General features: G+C 66.9%; 15 protein-coding genes. 6 read left to right on the top strand and 9 right to left on the bottom strand.

What is annotated here, in order from left to right:
* Positions 1-52 precede the first annotated feature (52 nt).
* Positions 53-1,879 (top strand): glutamine--fructose-6-phosphate transaminase (isomerizing), encoded by a 1,827-nt coding sequence (gene glmS, locus C7450_RS18030; protein WP_110375835.1) that lies wholly within the window; start codon positions 53-55, stop codon positions 1,877-1,879.
* A 152-nt stretch (positions 1,880-2,031) separates the two neighbouring features.
* Positions 2,032-2,847: a DUF502 domain-containing protein gene (locus C7450_RS18035; RefSeq protein ID WP_410369434.1), complete on the top strand. Its 816-nt coding sequence runs from the start codon at positions 2,032-2,034 to the stop codon at positions 2,845-2,847.
* A gap of 10 nt (positions 2,848-2,857) precedes the next feature.
* On the opposite strand, the gene recG is transcribed toward C7450_RS18035, so the two are convergent.
* Both recG and C7450_RS33600 read right to left on the bottom strand, forming a co-directional pair.
* The gene (gene recG, locus C7450_RS18040) at positions 2,858-4,963 is read right to left on the bottom strand and encodes an ATP-dependent DNA helicase RecG (protein ID WP_110375836.1); all 2,106 of its coding nucleotides are present in this window, start codon (positions 4,961-4,963) and stop codon (positions 2,858-2,860) included.
* Between the two features lie 55 nt (positions 4,964-5,018).
* Entirely contained in the window at positions 5,019-5,420 is a 402-nt protein-coding gene (locus tag C7450_RS33600; protein WP_146227386.1) for a hypothetical protein, read from the bottom strand.
* A 193-nt stretch (positions 5,421-5,613) separates the two neighbouring features.
* Between C7450_RS33600 and C7450_RS18045 the strand changes: the two genes are divergently transcribed.
* Together C7450_RS18045 and C7450_RS18050 are read left to right on the top strand one after the other, a co-directional pair.
* The gene (locus tag C7450_RS18045; RefSeq protein WP_110375837.1) at positions 5,614-5,889 is read left to right on the top strand and encodes an FAD assembly factor SdhE; all 276 of its coding nucleotides are present in this window, start codon (positions 5,614-5,616) and stop codon (positions 5,887-5,889) included.
* Positions 5,890-5,981: 92 nt separating this feature from the next.
* Positions 5,982-6,698 carry an SAM-dependent methyltransferase gene (locus tag C7450_RS18050; RefSeq protein ID WP_110375838.1) on the top strand — a complete coding sequence of 239 codons (717 nt, stop codon included), beginning with the start codon at positions 5,982-5,984 and terminating at the stop codon, positions 6,696-6,698.
* A 39-nt stretch (positions 6,699-6,737) separates the two neighbouring features.
* Here the strand turns inward: C7450_RS18050 and C7450_RS18055 are convergent, their stop codons facing one another.
* Genes C7450_RS18055 through hutI form a run of 5 tightly spaced genes read right to left on the bottom strand, consistent with a single transcriptional unit; the run spans position 6,738 to position 12,628 of the window.
* Positions 6,738-7,319 (bottom strand): HutD/Ves family protein, encoded by a 582-nt coding sequence (locus tag C7450_RS18055; protein WP_110375839.1) that lies wholly within the window; start codon positions 7,317-7,319, stop codon positions 6,738-6,740.
* A 9-nt stretch (positions 7,320-7,328) separates the two neighbouring features.
* Positions 7,329-8,999, bottom strand: coding sequence for a urocanate hydratase (gene hutU, locus C7450_RS18060; protein ID WP_110375840.1), 1,671 nt, complete (start codon positions 8,997-8,999; stop codon positions 7,329-7,331).
* A 13-nt stretch (positions 9,000-9,012) separates the two neighbouring features.
* Positions 9,013-9,837, bottom strand: a complete 825-nt coding sequence (gene hutG, locus C7450_RS18065) for an N-formylglutamate deformylase (RefSeq protein WP_110375841.1) — start codon at positions 9,835-9,837, stop codon at positions 9,013-9,015.
* Between the two features lie 2 nt (positions 9,838-9,839).
* Positions 9,840-11,372, bottom strand: a complete 1,533-nt coding sequence (gene hutH, locus C7450_RS18070) for a histidine ammonia-lyase (protein ID WP_110375842.1) — start codon at positions 11,370-11,372, stop codon at positions 9,840-9,842.
* Positions 11,369-12,628 (bottom strand): imidazolonepropionase, encoded by a 1,260-nt coding sequence (hutI, locus tag C7450_RS18075; protein ID WP_110375843.1) that lies wholly within the window; start codon positions 12,626-12,628, stop codon positions 11,369-11,371. Before hutI ends, hutH begins: the two co-directional genes overlap by 4 nt.
* 107 nt (positions 12,629-12,735) lie before the next feature.
* Here hutI and C7450_RS18080 point away from each other — a divergent pair, with 107 nt between their 5' ends.
* Together C7450_RS18080 and hutC are read left to right on the top strand one after the other, a co-directional pair.
* Positions 12,736-14,106 (top strand): formimidoylglutamate deiminase, encoded by a 1,371-nt coding sequence (locus C7450_RS18080; protein WP_110376000.1) that lies wholly within the window; start codon positions 12,736-12,738, stop codon positions 14,104-14,106.
* Positions 14,103-14,846, top strand: coding sequence for a histidine utilization transcriptional repressor HutC (hutC, locus tag C7450_RS18085; RefSeq protein ID WP_110375844.1), 744 nt, complete (start codon positions 14,103-14,105; stop codon positions 14,844-14,846). The genes C7450_RS18080 and hutC overlap by 4 nt, the downstream gene beginning before the upstream one ends.
* A gap of 239 nt (positions 14,847-15,085) precedes the next feature.
* On the opposite strand, the gene zwf is transcribed toward hutC, so the two are convergent.
* Both zwf and mfd read right to left on the bottom strand, forming a co-directional pair.
* Positions 15,086-16,564 (bottom strand): glucose-6-phosphate dehydrogenase, encoded by a 1,479-nt coding sequence (gene zwf / locus C7450_RS18090; protein WP_110375845.1) that lies wholly within the window; start codon positions 16,562-16,564, stop codon positions 15,086-15,088.
* 78 nt (positions 16,565-16,642) lie between these two features.
* Entirely contained in the window at positions 16,643-20,209 is a 3,567-nt protein-coding gene (mfd, locus tag C7450_RS18095; RefSeq protein WP_245449888.1) for a transcription-repair coupling factor, read from the bottom strand.
* Positions 20,210-20,296: the final 87 nt, after the last annotated feature.

Here is a 20,296-nt window from a genome sequence, read left to right on the forward strand (position 1 = left end):
TCTGCTAGCCCGTACGGGCTTGAATGGGTCCCTGCAGCGAGGTGGTCGGCTAATGTGCGGCATCGTTGGAATTCTCGGCCGTGGGCCGGTGGCAGCGCAAGTTGTCGACGCCCTGAAGCGGCTCGAGTATCGCGGCTATGATTCGGCCGGCGTTGCGACGCTGGACGGCGGTCGGCTCGATCGCCGCCGGGCTGAAGGCAAACTCCGCAATCTCGAGGAGAAGCTTGCCGTCACGCCGCTCGCCGGCGCGAGCGGGATCGGTCATACGCGCTGGGCGACCCATGGCCGTCCCAACGAGACCAACGCGCATCCGCACGCCACCGCCCGCATCGCGGTCGTCCATAACGGGATCATCGAGAATTTCCGCGAGCTCAAGGCGGAGCTTGTGGCCGATGGGGCTTACTTCGAGAGTGAGACCGACACCGAGGTCGTGGCGCAACTCGTCTCGCGCGAGCTGGAGCGCGGGCGCTCCCCGGCTGAGGCTGTCGCCACCGTCCTGCCACGCTTGAAGGGGGCCTTCGCCTTGGCCTTTCTCTTCACCGGCGAGGACGACTTGATGATCGGTGCCCGCCATGGCGCGCCGCTCGCCGTCGGTTATGGCCAGGGCGAGATGTATCTGGGCTCCGACGCCCTGGCCCTCGCGCCTTTCACCGACAGCATCACCTATCTCGATGACGGCGACTGGGCTGTCCTGACCCGCGCCGGGGCGACGATCCACGATCATGGCGGAGGCGTGGTCACCCGGCCGCGCCAGCAGATCGCCCAGAGCGCCTTCATCGCCGACAAGGGCAACCATCGCCATTTCATGGCGAAGGAAATCCACGAGCAGCCGGAAGTGGTCGGGCGCACGATTGCCCATTATGTCGATCTGGCGACCGGCCGGGTGAAGCTGCCGACGGCGTTGCCGTTCGATTTCGCCAAGCTCAGGCGCCTCGTCATCTCCTCCTGCGGCACCGCCTATTATGCCGGCCTCGTTGCCAAATACTGGTTCGAGCGGCTGGCGCGGCTTGCCGTCGATATCGACGTCGCATCCGAGTTCCGCTATCGCGAGATGCCGCTGGACGAGGGGGAGCTTGCGCTGTTCATCTCCCAGTCGGGCGAGACAGCGGATACGCTCGCCTCGCTGCGTTATGCCAAGGGCGAGAAACAGCACATCCTGTCCATCGTGAATGTGCCGACATCGACCATCGCCCGCGAGAGCGACGTGGTGATGCCGACGCTGGCGGGGCCGGAGATCGGCGTCGCCTCCACGAAGGCCTTCACCTGCCAGCTCGCGGTGCTGCTGGCGCTCGCCATCGCGGCCGGGCGCGCGCGTGGCACCTTGTCGGAGGCCGAGGAGCAGCGCCTCGTGGCTTCCCTCGTCGCCGTGCCGGGCGCCATGGCCGACAGTCTTTCCAGCGAGCGCGAGATCGAGCATCTCGCCCGGGAACTCGCCAAGGCGCGCGACGTGCTCTATCTCGGGCGCGGCCCCGCCTTCCCCTTGGCGCTTGAGGGCGCTCTCAAGCTCAAGGAAATTTCCTACATCCATGCCGAAGGCTATGCCGCGGGCGAGTTGAAGCACGGCCCCATTGCGCTGATCGACGAAGCGATGCCGGTCATCGTGCTCGCGCCCCATGACGCTGTTTTCGACAAGACCGTGTCCAACGTCCAGGAAGTGGCGGCGCGGGGCGGCAAGATCATCCTGATCGGCGAGGAGAGGGCGGTCGAAGAAGCCGGCGTCGCGACTTTCGCCGCCATCGGCATGCCGGCACTCGATCCGGTCATCGCGCCGATCGTCTATGCCGTGCCGGTGCAACTCCTCGCCTATCACACCGCCGTGGTGATGGGCAAAGACGTCGACCAGCCCCGCAATCTCGCCAAATCGGTCACTGTTGAATAGGTCGGTCTGGCGAGGCGCTGTCACGCCGGCGTGATCTTGCCGCGCTGCAACACAGCGGAAAAGCGTGCTATTCTTTGCCTTCGAGATCGCGCCATCGGTGCGGTGCGGCAAGGTGCCCCGGTACAGGTGGGCTCGGCGGAGAAGGCTCGGCTTTGGACGACAGTCATCGGAACGAGGGGCGGCTGGGGAGTGGCACCGAAGAGGCGCTGGTGCCGAGCGCCCATGAGGTCGTGCGTGACATGACGACCCTGAGTGGTCCGTTGACCGTCGGAGCACGCTTGAAGACCTATTTTTTCACGGGGCTCATCGTGGCGGGGCCGCTGGCCATCACCGCCTATATCATCTGGTGGCTGGTCACTTTGGTCGATGGCTGGGTCAAACCTCTCATCCCGTTGCCTTATCTGCCCGAGACCTATCTGCCCTTCGCCATTCCCGGCTTCGGCCTGATCGTGGCCTTCGTCGGCTTGACGCTGCTCGGCTTCCTCACGGCCGGGCTCGTCGGGAGGACCCTGCTCAGCCTCGGCGAGCGCCTGTTGGCGCGCATGCCCGTGGTCCGCGGCCTTTACAAGGGCGTTAAACAGGTTTTCGAGACCATCTTCTCCCAGTCCGGCAGTTCCTTCCGCAAGGTCGGGCTCGTGCAGTTCCCGGCGCCTGGCATGTGGTCCATCGTCTTTCTCTCGGCGCCGCCATCGGAGGATCTGGCCGCGCAGATGCCGGAAGCCGGCGACTACGTCAGCGCCTTCATGCCCTGCACCCCCAATCCCACGACGGGCTTCTTTTTCTTCGTGCCGCGGCGCGACCTGATCGAAGTGCCGATCTCGGTCGAGGATGCCGCCAAGCTGATCATGTCGGCGGGCATGATCCAGCCGGCCGCGAATGCGCAGGTCAAACTCGCTCAACTCGCCGAAACCGCGCGCCTGACGGCTGATCCCGCCCCGTCGCCGCGCGTCGTTGAGAAGGTCGAATAGGGGCGGGGCTTCAACCCGCCCCGCGCAGCAGCCTGATCGCCTCGTCGCGCTCGAACAGGTAGAGCAGGAACCGCAGGGCTTCGCCCCGTGGCCCGGTCAGTTTCGGATCCTTCTCAAGGATGAGCCGCGCATCGTCGCGTGCGGCGGCGACAAGGTCGGCGTCCTGGTCGACCCGGGCGAGCTTGAAATCCGGCGCGCCCGACTGGCGCGTGCCCAGGATCTCGCCCTCGCCGCGCAGCTTCAAGTCTTCCTCCGCGATGCGAAAGCCGTCCTCCGTCTCGCGGATGACGCCGAGGCGCGCCTTCGCGACCTCGCCGAGCGGCGCCTTGTAGAGCAGGAGGCAGCTTGACCGCTCGGCGCCGCGGCCGACGCGGCCCCTGAGCTGGTGGAGCTGGGCAAGGCCGAAGCGTTCGGCGTGCTCGATGACCATGATCGTCGCTTCCGGCACGTCGACGCCGACCTCGATGACCGTCGTCGCGACGAGAATGCGCGTCTCGCCGCGCTGGAACGCCCCCATCGCGGCGTCCTTGTCGCGGCCGGCCATCTTGCCATGGAGGAGGCCGACCCGGTCGCCGAAGAACTGCTGGAGCATGGCGTGCCGTTCCTCGACCGCGGCGACGTCGAGCGTTTCGGATTCGGCGACGAGCGGGCAGACCCAATAGACGCGCGCGCCTTGCTTCAACGCCCGTCCGATTCCGTCGACGACCTCGTCGAGACGGTCCAGTGGCAGCGCGCGGGTGTCGATCGGCTTGCGGCCGGCGGGCTTCTCGCTGAGGATCGAGACGTCCATGTCGCCGAAATAGCTCAGGACGAGCGAGCGCGGGATTGGCGTGGCGGTCATGACCAGGAGGTCGACGGCGTCGCCCTTGCGCCCAAGTGCGAAGCGCTGGTGCACGCCGAAGCGGTGTTGCTCGTCGATGACGGCGAAGCCGAGATCCTGAAAGGTCACGCCCTCCTGGAAAAGGGCGTGCGTGCCGACGACGAGGTTCATCTCGCCGCTGGCGAGCCTGGCGATCGTCTTCGCGCGCTCGGCGCCTTTGTCGCGCCCCGTCAGGAGCCCCACTTCGATGCCGGCGGCGGCGGCGAGTGGGGCCAGACGCGCGTGATGCTGCCGGGCGAGGATTTCGGTGGGCGCCATCAACGCGGCCTGCCGGCCCGCCTCCGCTGCGCTCGCCATGGCGAGGAGGGCGACGACCGTCTTGCCTGATCCGACATCGCCTTGAAGCAGGCGCACCATGCGGTGCGGGGAGGTGAGGTCGGCGCGGATGTCCGCGACCGCCTTCTCCTGCGAGGCCGTCAGCGCGAAGGGCAGATGCGAGCGGATGGCATCGGCGAGATGACCGTCGATGGCGAGGCTGCGCCCCGTTCTTCGCCGCCCTTGCGCGCGCATCAGGGCGAGCGCGAGCTGGGTGGCGAGGAGTTCGTCATAGGCCAAGCGGCGGCGTGCCGGCGCCTCCGGGGCGAAGGGCGCCATGTCGAGCGGGTGGTGCAGGGTCCGCAAGGCAGCGTCGAAGGCCGGAAAGCCCTGCGCGCGGATCCAGGCTGCGTCCTGCCACTCCGGCAGGGAGGGAAGGCGCTCCAGGGCGCCGGCGGCGATGCGCGCGACGTAGCGGGCCGACAGGCCTTCGGTCAGACCATAGACGGGCTCCACAGGCGGCAGTGTGTCAGCCTCGTCCGCGGCGAGGATCCGGTCGGGATGCACCATCTGCCGGTGCCCGTCCCACAATTCGATCTTGCCCGATACGAGGCGTTTGGCGCCAAGCGGCAGCATCTTGTCGAGGCGTGCCTGCGTCATGTTGAAGAAGGCGAGCGTCACATCGCCGGTCTCATCCTCCACCACGACGCGGAACGGCGCGCGGCTGCGCCCGGGCGGCGGCGGCCGATGCTCGGTCACCGTGACGTCGAGCGTCACCACCGCGCCCGGCTCGGCCTGGGCGATGGTCGGTCGGGCGCGCCGGTCGATGCCGCTATGGGGCAGGTGAAAGAGGAGGTCGATGACCCGCGCATCCCCCGACGGCGCATCGAGCAGCCGCGCGAAGAGCTGCGCCATCCGGGGGCCGACGCCGCTCAGAGCCGACAGGGGGGCGAACAGGGGGTCGAGAGCATTGGGACGCATGGGTTGTTTCCATGTCCGAAAGCTCCCCCGCTGTAAACCTCCCTGCGGCGGTTCTTTATCGCAGCGGGTGTGCCGGGCCGGCGTCTTCGGCAGCCCGGCGCTGCTCTACGGCCCATAGTTGGAGAAATTCGGTGCCGGGACTGAGACGTGCCACCTTGAAGAACTCATAGCAGTTCTTGCGGCAGTTCTTGCGCCCGCCGCCGCCGCTTCTCACGAGGAGATGGCGGGCTTCCCCGTCTATGCGAATTGAAACGTGAAGCCGAGCGTCGCCGCCACCATCTGGTGCTCCTTTTTTGTGAGGGCCCGCATTGACGGTCAATGTCCCATTTTTTAGGGCTTTGGCAATAAACAAATTCTTCTTCGCGGCTTGTAGAATAATTTTCTCTGTTAGGTTCTTGTTAAATCTATCATCTTTCTGCCAGTCCAATGACCATTTTGCTCTTGGTATATGAGGCATGTATAAGCTCATCAGTTATTTGAAATTAAGATTTCAATATCGCATTGAGGCGGAATTTAGACTGTTATCAGATACTTCGCGCACATCGCCTATAGTCTGCTGATGTGCGAAGGAAGCGCCGCTTCCGCACAGACTGACATCGACCGTGATTGCGCGTATAGGCTGGGCGAGGTTGCGTCGGAGGGAGTTGCTCATGGACATGGAAAGTGATGCGCATACGGTGCGGCTACGGCGGCTGAAGTTTCGCGCCTGGCATCGCGGCATCCGCGAAATGGACCTGATCTTCGGCCGCTTCGCCGATGCGCGGCTTGCCGAACTCGACGAGGCGGACCTGGCGGCCTTCGAGGTTTTGCTCGACGAACAGGACAAGGATGTCTTCTCCTGGTATTGCGGCGAAGTGCCTTTGCCGCCGGAGCACGACACGCCGTTCTTCGCCAAGCTGCGGGCCTTTCCCGTCCATCAGATGTGAAAGACGCGACTCGTGAACACGGGAGCATGCTGGGTTCCGTATGAAATCCGCATGCCCTGGAAGGGCTTCTCACTCCTCAAGCTGGAACTCAAATGTCTTCTCCTGACACGGTCGCGGCCGCGGCCAAGTTCGATCCCGAACGCGCGGCGGAATATGAGCGGCAGAGCCGCATAGCCCTGGCCGGTTATGAGGCCTGTCACGAACTGGCCGCCTGCATGTTGGCCGCCAGTCTCGGCTCAGGGCGGGCCTGCCGCATTCTCGTGGTGGGTATCGGCGGTACCGCCCAGGAGGTGGTCGCGGCGGCAGAGCTTGAGCCGGACTGGCGGTTCGTGGGGGTCGATCCCTCGCCGCCGATGCTTGCCCTTGCCCAAGCGCGGCTGGAGGAGCGCGGGCTCGCCGCCCGGGTCGATCTCAACCTTGGCACCGTCGAGGAATTGGCCGGGCATGAGCTTTTCGATGCGGCCACGCTTGTCGGCGTCCTGCATCATCTGCCGGGCGATGACGCTAAGCGCGCCATCCTTCGGGCGATCGCGAGCCGCCTGGCGCCGGGCGCTCCGCTGATCCTTGCGGGCAATCACTATGCCTATGCGGACAAGCCGTTGCTGTTGAAGGCGTGGGGCGAGCGCTGGCGCATGTTTGGCGCCGACGCCGCGGAGGTGGAAGCCAAGCGCGGCAAAATTCTGCAAGGCGCCGATCCGCCGCCGTCGGAAGAGGCGGTTTTCGCGCTGCTCGATGCCGCCGGCTTCACCGATCCGCAGCGGTTCTTCGCAAGCCTGTTCTGGGGCGCGTGGATCGCGCGGAAGCGGTGATGATCGCGCAGCGCCGCGCGGTCACGGCGCCAGACGCGGTCAATGTCCCTGGGCTGTGGTGACGCGGATCTCGTAGAGCACGGCCTCGGCGCCGGGGCTGATCGTCACCGGCGGATCGGACGGTGCGAGCTTGAGCACATCGCCGTCCTGCATCAGCGTCGGCAGACAATTGATCGCGGCTGTCCCGCCCTTGACGAGCACGAAGGTCGTCGAGGTCTCGCGTGGGCTGATCCGCAGATTGACGCCGCGATGACGCGTGACGCTGGCCGTCGCGCGGCCGCGGCGCACCATCACATTGAGATCGAGCAGGGCCGTATCCACGGTCTCTGCCGCGCATGGGACATCGGCCGCGAAAGCGAAGGGCGTGCTCGCATCATCGAGCATGCGGGCGGGCGCATCCCCCACGCGCAAGGTCATCGGCCCTCCCGACAGGACGGTCAGGATGCGATCGCAGCCGGGGAAGGCCGAGAACGGCCCCGGCGCCGCGACCTGGGCCATGCTGACCCGCCAGTCGAAGGCGTCGAGAGCGGCACCGTCCGGGGCGGCAGCCACCTCGTAGGTGACACCGCCGCCGTTCTTCCACGGCATCTTCCGGTGATCGCGATGTTTCAGAAGATGCATGACATATCCTCAGAGAGAGGGCAGATCGAGCCCGTTCTGGCGGGCGCAGTCGATGGCGATGTCATAACCCGCATCCGCATGGCGCATCACGCCGGTTGCCGGGTCGTTCCACAGCACCCGCGCGATGCGGGCATCCGCGTCGGTCGAGCCGTCGCAGACGATGACCATGCCGGCATGCTGCGAGAAGCCCATGCCGACGCCGCCGCCGTGGTGCAGTGACACCCAGGTCGCGCCGGAGGCGGTATTGAGGAGCGCGTTGAGGAGCGGCCAGTCCGACACGGCGTCCGAGCCGTCCTGCATGGCTTCCGTCTCGCGGTTCGGCGAGGCGACCGAGCCGGAGTCGAGGTGATCGCGGCCGATGACGATCGGCGCCTTGAGTTCGCCGTTGCGCACCATCTCGTTGAAGGCTAGGCCGAGCCGGTGGCGATCGCCGAGGCCGACCCAGCAGATGCGCGCCGGCAGGCCCTGGAACTTGATGCGCTCGCCGGCCATGTCGAGCCAGTTATGGAGATGCGCGTTGTCGGGGATGAGTTCCTTCACCTTGGCATCCGTCCGGGCGATATCCTCCGGATCGCCCGAGAGCGCGGCCCAGCGGAAGGGACCGATACCGCGGCAGAACAGCGGCCGGATATAGGCCGGCACGAAGCCGGGGAAGTCGAAGGCGTTGGTGACGCCTTCCTCCAGCGCCATCTGGCGGATGTTGTTGCCGTAGTCGACGGTCGGAATGCCGGCGTGGAAGAAGTCCAGCATCGCCCTGACATGCACCGCCATCGAGGCCTTGGCGGCCTTGGCGACGCCCTTGGGATCGGACTGCCGGCGCTCTTCCCATTGGGCGAGCGTCCAGCCGGCAGGCAGATAGCCATTGACCGGATCATGCGCCGAGGTCTGGTCCGTCACCACGTCGGGCTTGATGCCGCGCTTCACCATTTCGGGCAGGATTTCGGCGGCATTGCCGAGGAGCGCCACGGAGATCGGCTTCTTGTCGGCGCAGGACGTATCAATGATTGCCAGTGCCTCATCCAGCGTGTCGGCCTTCACGTCGACATAGCCCGTGCGCAGGCGGAAATCGATGCGGCTCGGCTGGCATTCGATGGCGAGGCAGGAGGCGCCGGCCATGGTCGCGGCGAGCGGCTGGGCGCCGCCCATGCCGCCGAGACCGGCGGTCAGGATCCATTTGCCGGCGAGGTCGCCACCGAAATGCTGGCGGCCCATCTCGACGAAGGTCTCGTAGGTGCCCTGCACGATGCCTTGGGCGCCGATGTAGATCCAGGAGCCGGCGGTCATCTGGCCGTACATGGCCAGGCCCTTCTTGTCGAGTTCGTTGAAATGGTCCCAGTTCGCCCAGTGCGGCACGAGGTTCGAATTGGCGATGAGGACGCGCGGCGCATCCTTGTGGGTGCGGAACACGCCGACCGGCTTGCCGGACTGCACGAGCAGGGTCTCATCGTCCTCCAGCCGGCGTAGCGCCGCGACGATGCGGTCGAAGCTCTCCCAGTCGCGTGCGGCGCGGCCGATGCCGCCATAGACGACGAGCTCCTGTGGCCGCTCGGCGACATCGGGGTCGAGGTTGTTCATCAGCATGCGCAGCGGCGCCTCGGTCAGCCAGCTCTTGGCGCTGATCTCGGGGCCGCGCGGCGCGCGGATGACGCGGGCATTGTCGATGCGGGTATGGGTCGTCATGGCAGCGGTCCTCTTACGAACGCGCGAAGGCGAGCATGGATGTCAGCAGTTGGGTGAGGAAGGCGCGCATGGGCGCGGCATAGGCGGGGTCGTAGGGCGAAGGCCAGTTGGCCTCGTCCACGGCGGCAGGCTCGTGCATATAGCCGCGGCAGCCGAGCTCCATTTGGACGGCATGCACACCGCGGTCGGGGCGGCCGTGGTCACGCGTGATGAAGCCGCCCTTGAAGCGTCCGTTGACGACGCTGGTCCGGCCCGTGGCCGCGCAGGCCTCGGCGACGAGCGTCTCCAGCGCGGGATCGCAGCTCTTGCCGCTGTTGGTGCCGATATTGAACTCAGGCAGCTCGCCCTCGAACAGCCGGGGAATGACCGAACGGATGGAGTGGCAGTCGTAGAGCACGACCTTGGGGTGGGCCGCGCGCAGGCGCTTGAGCTCGGCGTCGAGAGCCGTGTGATAGGGCTGGAAATAGGCCGCGCGTCGCGCGTCGATATCCGCCGCGGTGGGCTCGGCGCCGGGCTTGTACAGGGGCTCGCCGTCGAAGCTCGTCGTCGGGCAGAGGTCTGTCGTTGCCTGCCCGGGATAGAGCGAGGCGCCGCTCGGGGCGCGGTTGACGTCGATCACCGTGCGCGAAATGGCCGTATGGACGATCGTCGCGTCGAGATCGGCGGCGAAGTCATAGAGCTTGTCGATCCACCAGTCGGCATCCTTGCGGGCGAGCCACGGCGAGACAAGGCCATGCGCGATATCGGCCGGGATTTCCGTGCCGGTGTGGGGCAGGCTGACGAGGAGCGGCGCGTCGCCGCGCCGTATCGTCAGCCAGGGGTGGGATGTCTCCGCCATGCTTACCCCTCCAGGCCCGGCAGGGCGTGATCGGCTGCCTTGATGATTTCGCCGGCGCGGATGAGCGCATTGGCGGCCGCCATGTCCGGATGGAAATAGCGGTCATCCTCCAGCGTCGGCACCTCGCGGCGCAGCCGGTCGCGCACGGCTTCAAGCGGCGCGCTCGAGGCGAGCGGCTTGTGGAAGTCGCAACCCTGCGCGGCGGCGAGCAGCTCGATGCCGATGACGCCGGTCAGGTTCTCGGCCATGCGGATGAGGCGACGGGCGCCGTGGGCCGCCATGGAGACATGGTCTTCCTGGTTGGCAGAGGTCGGGATGGAATCGACGCTCGCCGGGAAGGCGCTCTGCTTGTTCTCGGAGACGAGGGCGGCGGCGGTGACCTGCGGGATCATGAAGCCGGAGTTGAGGCCGGGCTTCGGCGTGAGGAAGGCCGGCAGGCGCGACAGCGCGGGGTCGGTCAGGAGCGTGATGCGGCGCTCGGAGAGCGAGCCGATCTCGCAGATCGCCATGGCGATCATATCCGCGGCGAAGGCCACGGGTTCGGCATGGAAGTTGCCGCCGGAAATGACCTCGCCGTCATCCGCGAAGACAAGCGGATTGTCGGAAACGCCGTTTGCCTCGATGGTCAGAGTGGCGGCCGCCTGCCGCAGGAGGTCGAGGCAGGCGCCCATGACCTGCGGCTGGCAGCGCAGGCAATAGGGGTCCTGGACGCGGTCGTCGCCGGTCAGATGCGACTGGCGGATCGCGCTGCCGGCCATGAGGGTGAGCAGCACGGCGCCCACCTCGCGCTGGCCGGCGTGGCCGCGCAGGTCATGGATACGCCTGTCGAAGGGGGCGTCCGAGCCGCGCGCGGCGTCGGTGGAGAGGGCACCGGTGACGAGCGCCGTCTGGAACAGGCGCTCCGTTTCAAACAAGCCGGCAAGCGCGTTGGCGGTAGAGAACTGCGTGCCGTTGAGGAGCGCGAGCCCTTCCTTGGCGCCGAGCGTCAGCGGTTTCAGGCCCGCCTGCGCGAGCGCCTTGGCGGCAGGTATGCGCACGCCATCGACGAAGGCCTCGCCCACGCCGATCATCACGGTCGTCATATGGGCGAGCGGGGCGAGGTCGCCCGAGGCGCCGACCGAGCCCTGCGCCGGCACGACCGGCGTGATGCCCTTGTCGAGAAAGGCGAGCAGCATGTCGATGGTTTCAAGCTTCACGCCCGAGGCGCCGCGGGCGAGGCTTGCGAGCTTGAGCGCCATCATCAGCCGCGCGACCGGAACCGGCATCGGCTCGCCAACGCCGGCGGCATGGGAGAGCACGATGTTACGCTGCAGGGTCTCCAGCTCGTGGAGGCCGATCTGGATCGAGGCGAGCTTGCCGAAGCCGGTATTGATGCCGTAGATCGGCTCGCCCTTGGCGACGATGCTGGCCACCGCCTCCGCCGAGCGTGCTATGGCGGGACGCACGCTCGCGTCGAGGGCGACGCCGGCGCCGCGATAGATGGCGCGCCAGGCGTCAAGCGGGATGCGGCCAGGCTCAAGTGTGATCGAAGTCATTGTCCTCTCCATACGCGCGCATGGAGTGGGCTGAACCCCATGCGATAAACGAGTTCTGCGGGACGCTCGATGTCCCAGATGGCGAGGTCGCACTGCTTGCCGACCTCGAGGGTGCCAATGTGGTCCTGTCGCCCGAGAGCCCGGGCTGCTTCGCGCGTCACGCCGAGGAGGCATTCGTCGACCGTCATGCGCATCAGCGTTGCGGCCATGTTCATGGCGAGCAGCAGCGAGGTCAGCGGCGAGGTGCCGGGATTGCAGTCTGTCGCGACGGCCATCGGCGTGCCGTGCCGGCGAAAGGCCTCGATCGGCGGCTTGTGCGTCTCGCGCAGGAAGTAGAAGGCACCCGGCAGGATGACGGCGACCGTGCCGGCGGCGGCCATGGCGGCTGCGCCCTGATCGCTCGTATATTCGAGATGATCGGCGGACAAGGCGCCGAGGCGCGCGGCCAGCGCCGCACCGCCGAGATCCGAGAGCTGGTCGGCATGGATTTTGACGGGGAGGCCGAGCGCCTGCGCGGCCTTGAAGAAGCGCTCGCACTGGGCGGGTGAGAAGGCGATGCCCTCGCAGAAGGCGTCGACCGCATCCGCAAGCTTTTCCTTGGCGACGCGCGGCAGGATGTCGGCGATCAGCACGTCGATGAAGCGGTCCTTGTCGTCGAACTCGCGCGGCAGGGCGTGGGCGCCGAGGAAGGTCGTCACGATGTCGGCGTGCCGCAGCCCGCCGAGGCGCCGCGCCGCACGCAGTTGCTTCAGCTCCGCATCGGCCGAGAGGCCGTAGCCGGATTTGACCTCGACCGTCGTGACCCCGTCGGCCATCAGCCGGTCGAGCCGCGCCAGGCTCGCCGCGACGAGCTCATCCTCGCTGGCGTTCCGCGTCGCTGTCACGGTGGAATTGATGCCGCCGCCCGCCCGCGCGATCTCCTCATAGCTTGCACCGGCGAGGCGCAGCTCGAACTCGTGGCTGCGGTCCCCGCCGAAGACGAGATGGGTATGGCAGTCGATCAAGCCAGGCGTGATCCAGCGGCCTTCGCAGTCGATGCGCTCCGCGTCGGGGAGCACGGGCAGATCGGCCGCATCGCCGACATGAATGATCCGCCCACCCACGGTGGCGATGGCGCCGCCCTCGATGGTTCCAAGACCTTCGCGCCCACCAAGACCCGCCCGGGATGGGGCCATCGTCGCGATGCGCGCGTTCAGCCAGATGCGCGGATGCGTCGGGTCCGCTTGCGATGGGTTCGGTGCCGTTTCGCCTACCATCGTTATCTCCACCCTCTGTTTGGCCTGGTGGCTGATTTTAAAATGCCTATACATATTTCTTGTATAGACATATAAGGGGCTGTCAAGCGCAGTTGATGGAGGGCGGCATGCACCTGTGGTTTCAATCGGCACTGACGGAAAAGGGCTGGCAGGACGGTGTGCGCCTCACCATCGAGGGCGGGCAGATTATCGCGCTGGACGCGGGCGTCGCCGCCGCGCCCGGCGATGCGCGTCATGGCATCGGCCTGCCCGGCCAGCCGAATCTGCACAGCCATGCCTTCCAGCGCGGCATGGCCGGCCTTGCCGAAGTGCGCGGCGAAAGCCGGGACAGCTTCTGGAGCTGGCGTCAGGTCATGTACCGCTTTCTTGACCGGCTGACCCCGGACGATGTGGAGGCGATCGCGGCGCTCGCCTATGCCGAAATGCTGGAGGCTGGCTTCACCCGCGTCGGTGAATTCCACTATCTGCATCATGATCGCGATGGCGCGGCCTATGCCGATATCGGCGAGCTCAGCGCGCGGATTGCCGCCGCCGCGGAGGCTACCGGCATCGCGCTGACCTTGCTGCCGGTCTTCTATGCCCATGCCGGTTTCGGCGGCCTGCCTCCCACCGAGGGCCAGCGTCGCTTCGTCAATTCACTTGATCAATTCGCTGTCTTATTGGAGCGCGCGCGAACCAGCATCGCGAACCTTCCGGCTGCCAATATCGGCGTGGCTCCCCACAGCCTGCGGGCCGTGACGGCGGACGAACTGATGGAGGTCGTGCAACTCGCGCCGGAAGGGCCTCTGCATATTCACGTCGCCGAACAGGTGAAGGAGGTTGAGGACAGCGTCGCCTTCAGCGGCAAGCGGCCGGTGGAATGGCTGATGCAGGCGATGGCCGAGAAGGGCACGCCGGTCGATCGCCGCTGGTGCCTGATCCACGCTACCCATATGACCGATGCTGAGACCATGGCGCTCGCAGCGAGCGGCGCGACGGCCGGCCTCTGCCCGCTGACCGAAGCCAATCTCGGCGACGGGATCTTCCCGGCCGATCGCTTTGCGGGGGCCGGCGGCTATTATGGCGTCGGCACTGATTCCAACATCCTGATCGACGTGCCCGGAGAGCTCGCGATGCTCGAATACAGCCAGCGTTTGGCGCTGCGCAGCCGCAATGTGATGGCGGCCGGAGCCAATCGGTCCACCGGGCGCAGCCTGTTCGATGCCGCGCGCCGCGGCGGTGCGCGGGCGCTCGGCGTCGCGGTGGGGGAACTGGCGGTCGGTCAATCCGCCGACATCGTCGCCCTCGATGCCTCGGCTTTCGCCGACGGGCAGCGTACCGACGGTTATGTCGACGGCTGGATCTTCGCGTCGCGGCGTCCGATCGTCGACAGCGTCTGGCGGCATGGGCGGCAGGTCGTGCAGGCGGGGCGACACCTGTCGCGCGACGCGATTGAAGCGCGCTACAAGGCAACGCTCGCCAAGGTCCTGGCCGAATGAACGATGCCATCGCGCCGCCGAGGCGGGCGCAGACCGATTCCATCCATCAGCGGATCAGGGCTGACATCGAAGGCAATATCGTTTCCGGCGCCTGGCCGCCGGGCTACCGCATTCCCTTCGAGCATGAGCTGATGCAGGAATACGGCTGCTCGCGCATGACCGTGAACAAGGTGATGTCGCGGCTTGCCGAAATTGGATTGATCGAGCGCCGCCGCCGTGCCGGGTCCTTTGTGGCACGCCCGCAGGTTCAGTCCGCTGTCCTCGAGATCCCTGACATCAAGGCGGAAATCGTCAGCCGGGGGCAGGCCTATCGCTACGAGCTGATATCAAGCCAGCGCCGCCGCGCGACACCCGAGGACCGCCAACTGCTGGTGGTCGAGGCCGGCGCGGATGTCCTTCTCCTCACCTGTCGCCATTTCGCGGCCGGCGAGCCCTTCGCCTTCGAGGTGCGACGTCTCAATCTGGCAGCCGTGCCCATGGCGGCGGACGTCGATTTCGCGAGCGAACCTCCCGGGACATGGCTGCTCGGCCACGTCCCCTGGACGCAGGCCGAACATCGGATCCGCTCACTCAATGCGGGCGAGGCCTATGCAGCAGCCCTCGATATCCCGCCCGAGACGGCCTGCCTTGTGGTCGAGCGCCGGACCTGGCGCGGCGGGGAATCGATCACCCACGCCCGGCAAGTCTTCCCCGGCAACCTCTATTACCTGTCGGCCACCTTTACGCCGACCCAGGAATAGGGGGGCACTTTTCCGGGATGGCCGGGCTTGTCCCGGCCATCCCGGTGAGGTGAGGCGCCCTGGGCGCCGCTTTTAACCTCTCTTTCGCCAGGTGGGGGACCCGGTGCAGGTTATGAACCCTCACCCTATCCCTCTCCCGCGCCAAGTTGGCTGTTGCCAACTTGGCATTCTTGTAGAGCCCAACACGGCAACAGCGGTGTTGGGTGGAGAGGGGACGCCTCAGGGGAAGGCGAAAAAAGTTAAACCCCGTCCTCGTACCAGGTGCGGCCGTCGCGTTCGATCAGGGCGATGGCGGCGGAGGGTCCCCAGGTGCCGGCGGTATAGGGCTTCGGGCCTTCGGTTGTGTCGCGCCACGCGTCGATGATCGGATCGACCCAGGTCCAGGCTGCCTCGACCTCGTCGCGGCGCATGAACAGGGTCTGGTTGCCGCGCACGACGTCAAGGATGAGCCGCTCATAGGCATCGGGATTGCGGGCCTTGAAGGCCTCCGCGAAGGTCATGTCGAGCGGCACATGCTGCAGCCGCATGCCGCCCGGGCCGGGATCCTTGATCATCAGCCAGAGCTTCACGCCTTCATCGGGCTGCAGACGGATGACGAGGCGGTTGCTTTCGATGTCGCCTGCATCGCTGCCGAACATCGAATGCGGGATCTTGCGGAAGGTGACCACGATTTCGGAGACACGGCTCGCCAGCCGCTTGCCGGTTCTGAGATAGAAGGGCACGCCCGCCCAGCGCCAGTTGGCGATCTCGGCCTTGAGCGCGACGAAGGTCGCGGTGCGGCTCGATGGCGCACCCAGTTCCTCAAGATATCCCGGCACGGCGCCACCCGCCGAGGCGCCGGCGCGATACTGGCCGCGCACGGTAAGCGCCGCGGCATTGGTGGAATCGATCGGAACGAGCGACTTCAGCACCTTGAGCTTCTCGTCGCGCACGGAATCCGCGGCGATCGAGGTGGGCGGTTCCATGGCCACGAGGCAGAGGAGTTGCAGGATGTGGTTCTGCACCATGTCGCGCATGGCGCCGGCTGTGTCGTAGTAGCCGGCGCGGCCCTCCAGCCCGAGCGACTCGGCGACCGTGATCTGCACATGGTCGATATGGGCGGCGTTCCACACCGGCTCGAACAGGGCATTGGCGAAGCGGAGCGCCATCAGGTTCTGCACCGTCTCCTTACCGAGATAGTGGTCGATGCGGTAGACGCTCTCCTCGGGGAAGACCTTGCCGACGGCATCGTTGACAGCGCGCGCCGATTCCAGATCTTTGCCGATCGGCTTTTCCACCACCACGCGCGTGTGTTCGTCCACGAAACCGTGGCTGCCGATGCGCTGGCAGATCGGCCCGAAAAGGTCCGGCCCCGTCGCGAGATAGAAGACGCGGATGGGACCGCCCTCGCCGGACAGGCGTTCGCCCAGCTTGTCCCACCCGCGGTCCGAGCCCGCGTCGGTGCTGACATAGGACAGGCGGTTGAGGAAGCGGCCCAGCGCCTCATCCTCTAGCTCGTGCGACGGCACATGGTCGGCGATCGCCTTGCGCGCGAAGGCCTGGAATTCTTCGTCGCTGAGATCGCGCCGAGAGGTGCCGATGATGCTGCCTTCGTCGGGCAGCTGGCCCGCGAGATCCCGGTGGAAGAGAGCGGGCAGGAGCTTGCGCTGGGCAAGATCGCCAGTCGCGCCGAAAATGACGAGGGTGAAGGGCGGTACGGGAATCACGCGACTGGCCATGCGGATCGTGTCTCCTCATCCATTCCGGCGGCTGTGCCGTGCTCGTTCGGCCAAGTTTGCATCGCAGAGGCCATTCGGTCACGCCGCCTTCTTGCGTTCAGCGATACGCGCGAGATCGCGCATGATGGCGGTGGTGCCCTTGAGGCGGTGGGCGGGCGTTGCGAAATCGTCGATGAAGACGATACGCATGTCCGGCCGCACCTTGGCCAGCGAACCCTGCTCGGCGATATAGGCGACGAGCCCTTCCGGATTGGCGAAGGCGTTGTCGCGGAACGAGACGATGACGCCTTTCGGCCCCGCTTCGACTTTCTCCACATTCGCCCTGCGGCACAAGGCCTTGATCGAGACGATCTTGAGCAACTGCTCGACTTCTTCAGGCAGCTTGCCGAAGCGGTCGATGAGCTCGGCGCCGAAGCCCTCGATCTCCGCGTCGGTGTCGAGGGTCGACAGGCGCCGGTAGAGTTCGAGACGCACGTCGAGATCGGGCACGAAGCTGTCGGGGATCATCACCGGTGTGCCGACGGTGATGGTCGGCGACCAGGCTCCCTCCTCGGTATCCTCGACCCCGGCCTTGAGCTGGGCCACCGCTTCTTCCAGCATCTGCTGGTAGAGTTCGTAGCCGACCTCCTTGATATGCCCGGATTGCTCCTCGCCGAGAAGATTGCCGGCGCCGCGGATGTCGAGATCGTGGCTCGCGAGCTGGAAACCAGCCCCCAGCGTGTCGAGCGACTGCAGCACCTTGAGGCGGCGCTCCGCACTCTGGGTCAGCCGCCGGTTCGCGGGCACCGTGAGCAGCGCATAGGCCCTGAGCTTGGCGCGGCCGACACGGCCACGCAGCTGATAGAGCTGGGCGAGGCCGAACATGTCCGCGCGATGCACGATCAGGGTATTGGCGCGCGGGATGTCGAGGCCGGATTCGACGATCGTCGTCGACAACAGAAGGTCGAACTTGCCCTCGTAGAAGGCTGTCATGACGTCTTCGAGCTGGCCGGCGGCCATCTGCCCGTGGGCGACCGCCACCTTCACCTCGGGCACCTCGCGATCGAGGAAGGATTTGACCTCTGCCAGATCGTCGATGCGGGGACAGACATAGAACGACTGGCCGCCGCGATAGCGCTCGCGCAGCAGCGCCTCGCGCACCGACAGCGGGTCGAAGGGCGAGATGAAGGTGCGCACAGCCAGCCGGTCAACGGGCGGCGTCGCGATCAGCGAGAGTTCGCGTACGCCGGTCAATGCCAGCTGCAGCGTGCGCGGGATTGGCGTGGCGGTCAGCGTCAGCACATGCACCTCGGCGCGCAGATCCTTCAGGCGTTCCTTGTGGCTCACGCCGAAATGCTGCTCCTCATCGACGATGATGAGGCCGAGCTCCCTGAAACGGATCGCCTTGCCGAGGAGGGCGTGGGTCCCCACGACGATATCGACCGTGCCGTCGGCGAGACCGGCTTTCACGGCCTTCAACTCGGCGGCCGGAACGAAGCGCGACGCCTGGGCCACCTTGATCGGCAGTCCCTGGAAGCGCTCCTCGAAGGCCCGGAAATGCTGACGCGCGAGCAGGGTCGTGGGTACGACCACGGCGACCTGACGGCCCGAGAGCGCCACGGCGAAGGCCGCGCGCAGGGCAACTTCCGTCTTGCCGAAGCCGACGTCGCCGCAGACGAGGCGGTCCATCGGCCGGCCGGAGGCGAGGTCGTCCAGCACCGCGTCGATCGCGTTCTGCTGATCCTCGGTCTCGTCATAGGGGAAGCGCGCCGCGAATTCGTCGTAGAGCCCGTGCGGCGGGACGATCCGCGGCGCCTCCTTGAGGGCGCGCGCGGCGGCCACCTTGATGAGCGCGCCCGCCATCTCGCGGATGCGCTGCTTGAGCTTGGCCTTGCGCGCCTGCCAGGCGGCGCCGCCGAGCTTGTCAAGCGCGACCTCCGTATCCTCGGAGCCGTAGCGCGACAGGAGGTCGATGTTCTCGACCGGCAGGTACAGCTTGTCGCCACCGAGATAATGCAGTTCGAGGCAGTCGTGTGGCGCGCCCGCGACGTCGATGGTCTGCAGGCCGACGAAGCGGCCGATGCCGTGATCGACATGGACCACGAGATCGCCGGCCGACAGGCTCGACACCTCGGAAATGAAATCCTGCGCGCGGCGCGACTTGCGCGTCTGGCGGACGAGCCGGTCGCCGAGGATGTCCTGCTCGCCGACGACCGCGAGATCGCCCGCCTCGAAGCCGGCCTCCAGGCCCCAGACCGCGAGCGCGACCTCGCCGGCCGGCAGCCCGAGGGCGACCGAGAGACGGCCGACGGCCGTCGCCTTTTTCAGCCCATGGTCCGCGAGCACGGAGCCGAGACGCTCGCGCGACCCTTCCGACCAGGCCGCGACGACAACCTTGCGGCCTTTGGCCTGCAAGTCGCGGATATGGGCGACCGCCGCCTCGAAGATGTTGATGGCGCCGTCGGCGCGTTCCGGCGCGAAGCTGCGTCCCGCCTTGCCGCCTGCATCGATGACGAGGCGCGCTTCGCTTTCCGGCTGGGCGAAAGGCGAGAAGCGCAGGGTCGCGCCAGCCTTGAGCCGCTCGTTCCATTCCCGTTCGCCGAGATAGAGCGCATCGGGCGGCAACGGCTTGTAGGGCGGGGCGCCGCCGGTCGCGCCGGAGGCGGGGCTCGCGCGGCGGGCCTCATAATAGTCCTTGATCTGGGCGAGCCGCTCGCCGGCGGCGTCTTCCGCCAGCGGGTCGAAGGCCAAGGGCGCGCCCTTCACATAGTCGAAGACCGTGTCCAGCCCTTCATAGAAGAGCGGCAGCCAATGCTCGAGCCCCGGGTGCCGGCGCCCCTCGCTCACCGCCTCATAGAGTGTGTCGTCCCGCGTCGCGGCGCCGAAGGCCGTGACATAGCCCTGGCGGAAGCGGCGGATGGTGTCGGTGGTGAGCTTCACCTCGCTCATCGGCACGAGATCGAGCGAGCGCAGCTGGTGCGTGGTGCGCTGGGTCTCCGCGTCGAAGGCGCGGATCGACTCGAGCGTATCGCCGAAGAAATCGAGGCGCAGCGGCTCCGGCAAGCCGGGCGCATAGAGATCGACGATGCCGCCGCGCACCGCATATTCGCCGGTGTCGCGCACGGTGGCGGTCCGCTGGAAACCGTTGATCTCCAGCCATTGCACCAGCGCGTCCATATCGACCGTGTTGCCCGGCGCGGCCGACAGGCTGTCGCGGGCCATCAGGGCGACCGGCGGCACGCGCTGCAGGAGGGCGTTGACCGTAGTCAGGAGAAGGCGCGGCTTCTCGGCGGAGGAGCGGGAGGACGCCAGCCGCGCGAGCGCCATCATGCGCCGCGCGGTGATGGCGGCGGTGGGCGACACGCGGTCATAGGGCTGGCAATCCCAGGCCGGCAGGCTCAGCACTTCGAGTTCCGGCGCGATGAAGCCGAGCGCGGCCTCGGTCGCCGCAAGCCGGCGGTCGTCGCGCAGCACATAGACGAGCGCTGCAGCCTTGTCCTCGTCCGCGAGCGCCCGCACCAGATCCGCGACGACGAGCCCATCCTGCCCGTCGGCAACGCTGGTGAGCAACGGGCTGTCGCCTCGCCGAAGGGCGTCAACGGCGCGTTGGAGCGGATTCATCGGATCGACCTGTTCAGACAAAGCAGAAGCTAGACGGGCACGCATTCATCGCGGAGTGGGACGTATAAGCCCGCAATTGCGGTTCCTCAACGCCTCATGTCCACCGGCGTGCGTTTTGCGGCGGGCTCGACC

Origin of the sequence: Chelatococcus asaccharovorans, from assembly GCF_003201475.1 — a bacterium.
Classification (GTDB): domain Bacteria; phylum Pseudomonadota; class Alphaproteobacteria; order Rhizobiales; family Beijerinckiaceae; genus Chelatococcus; species Chelatococcus asaccharovorans.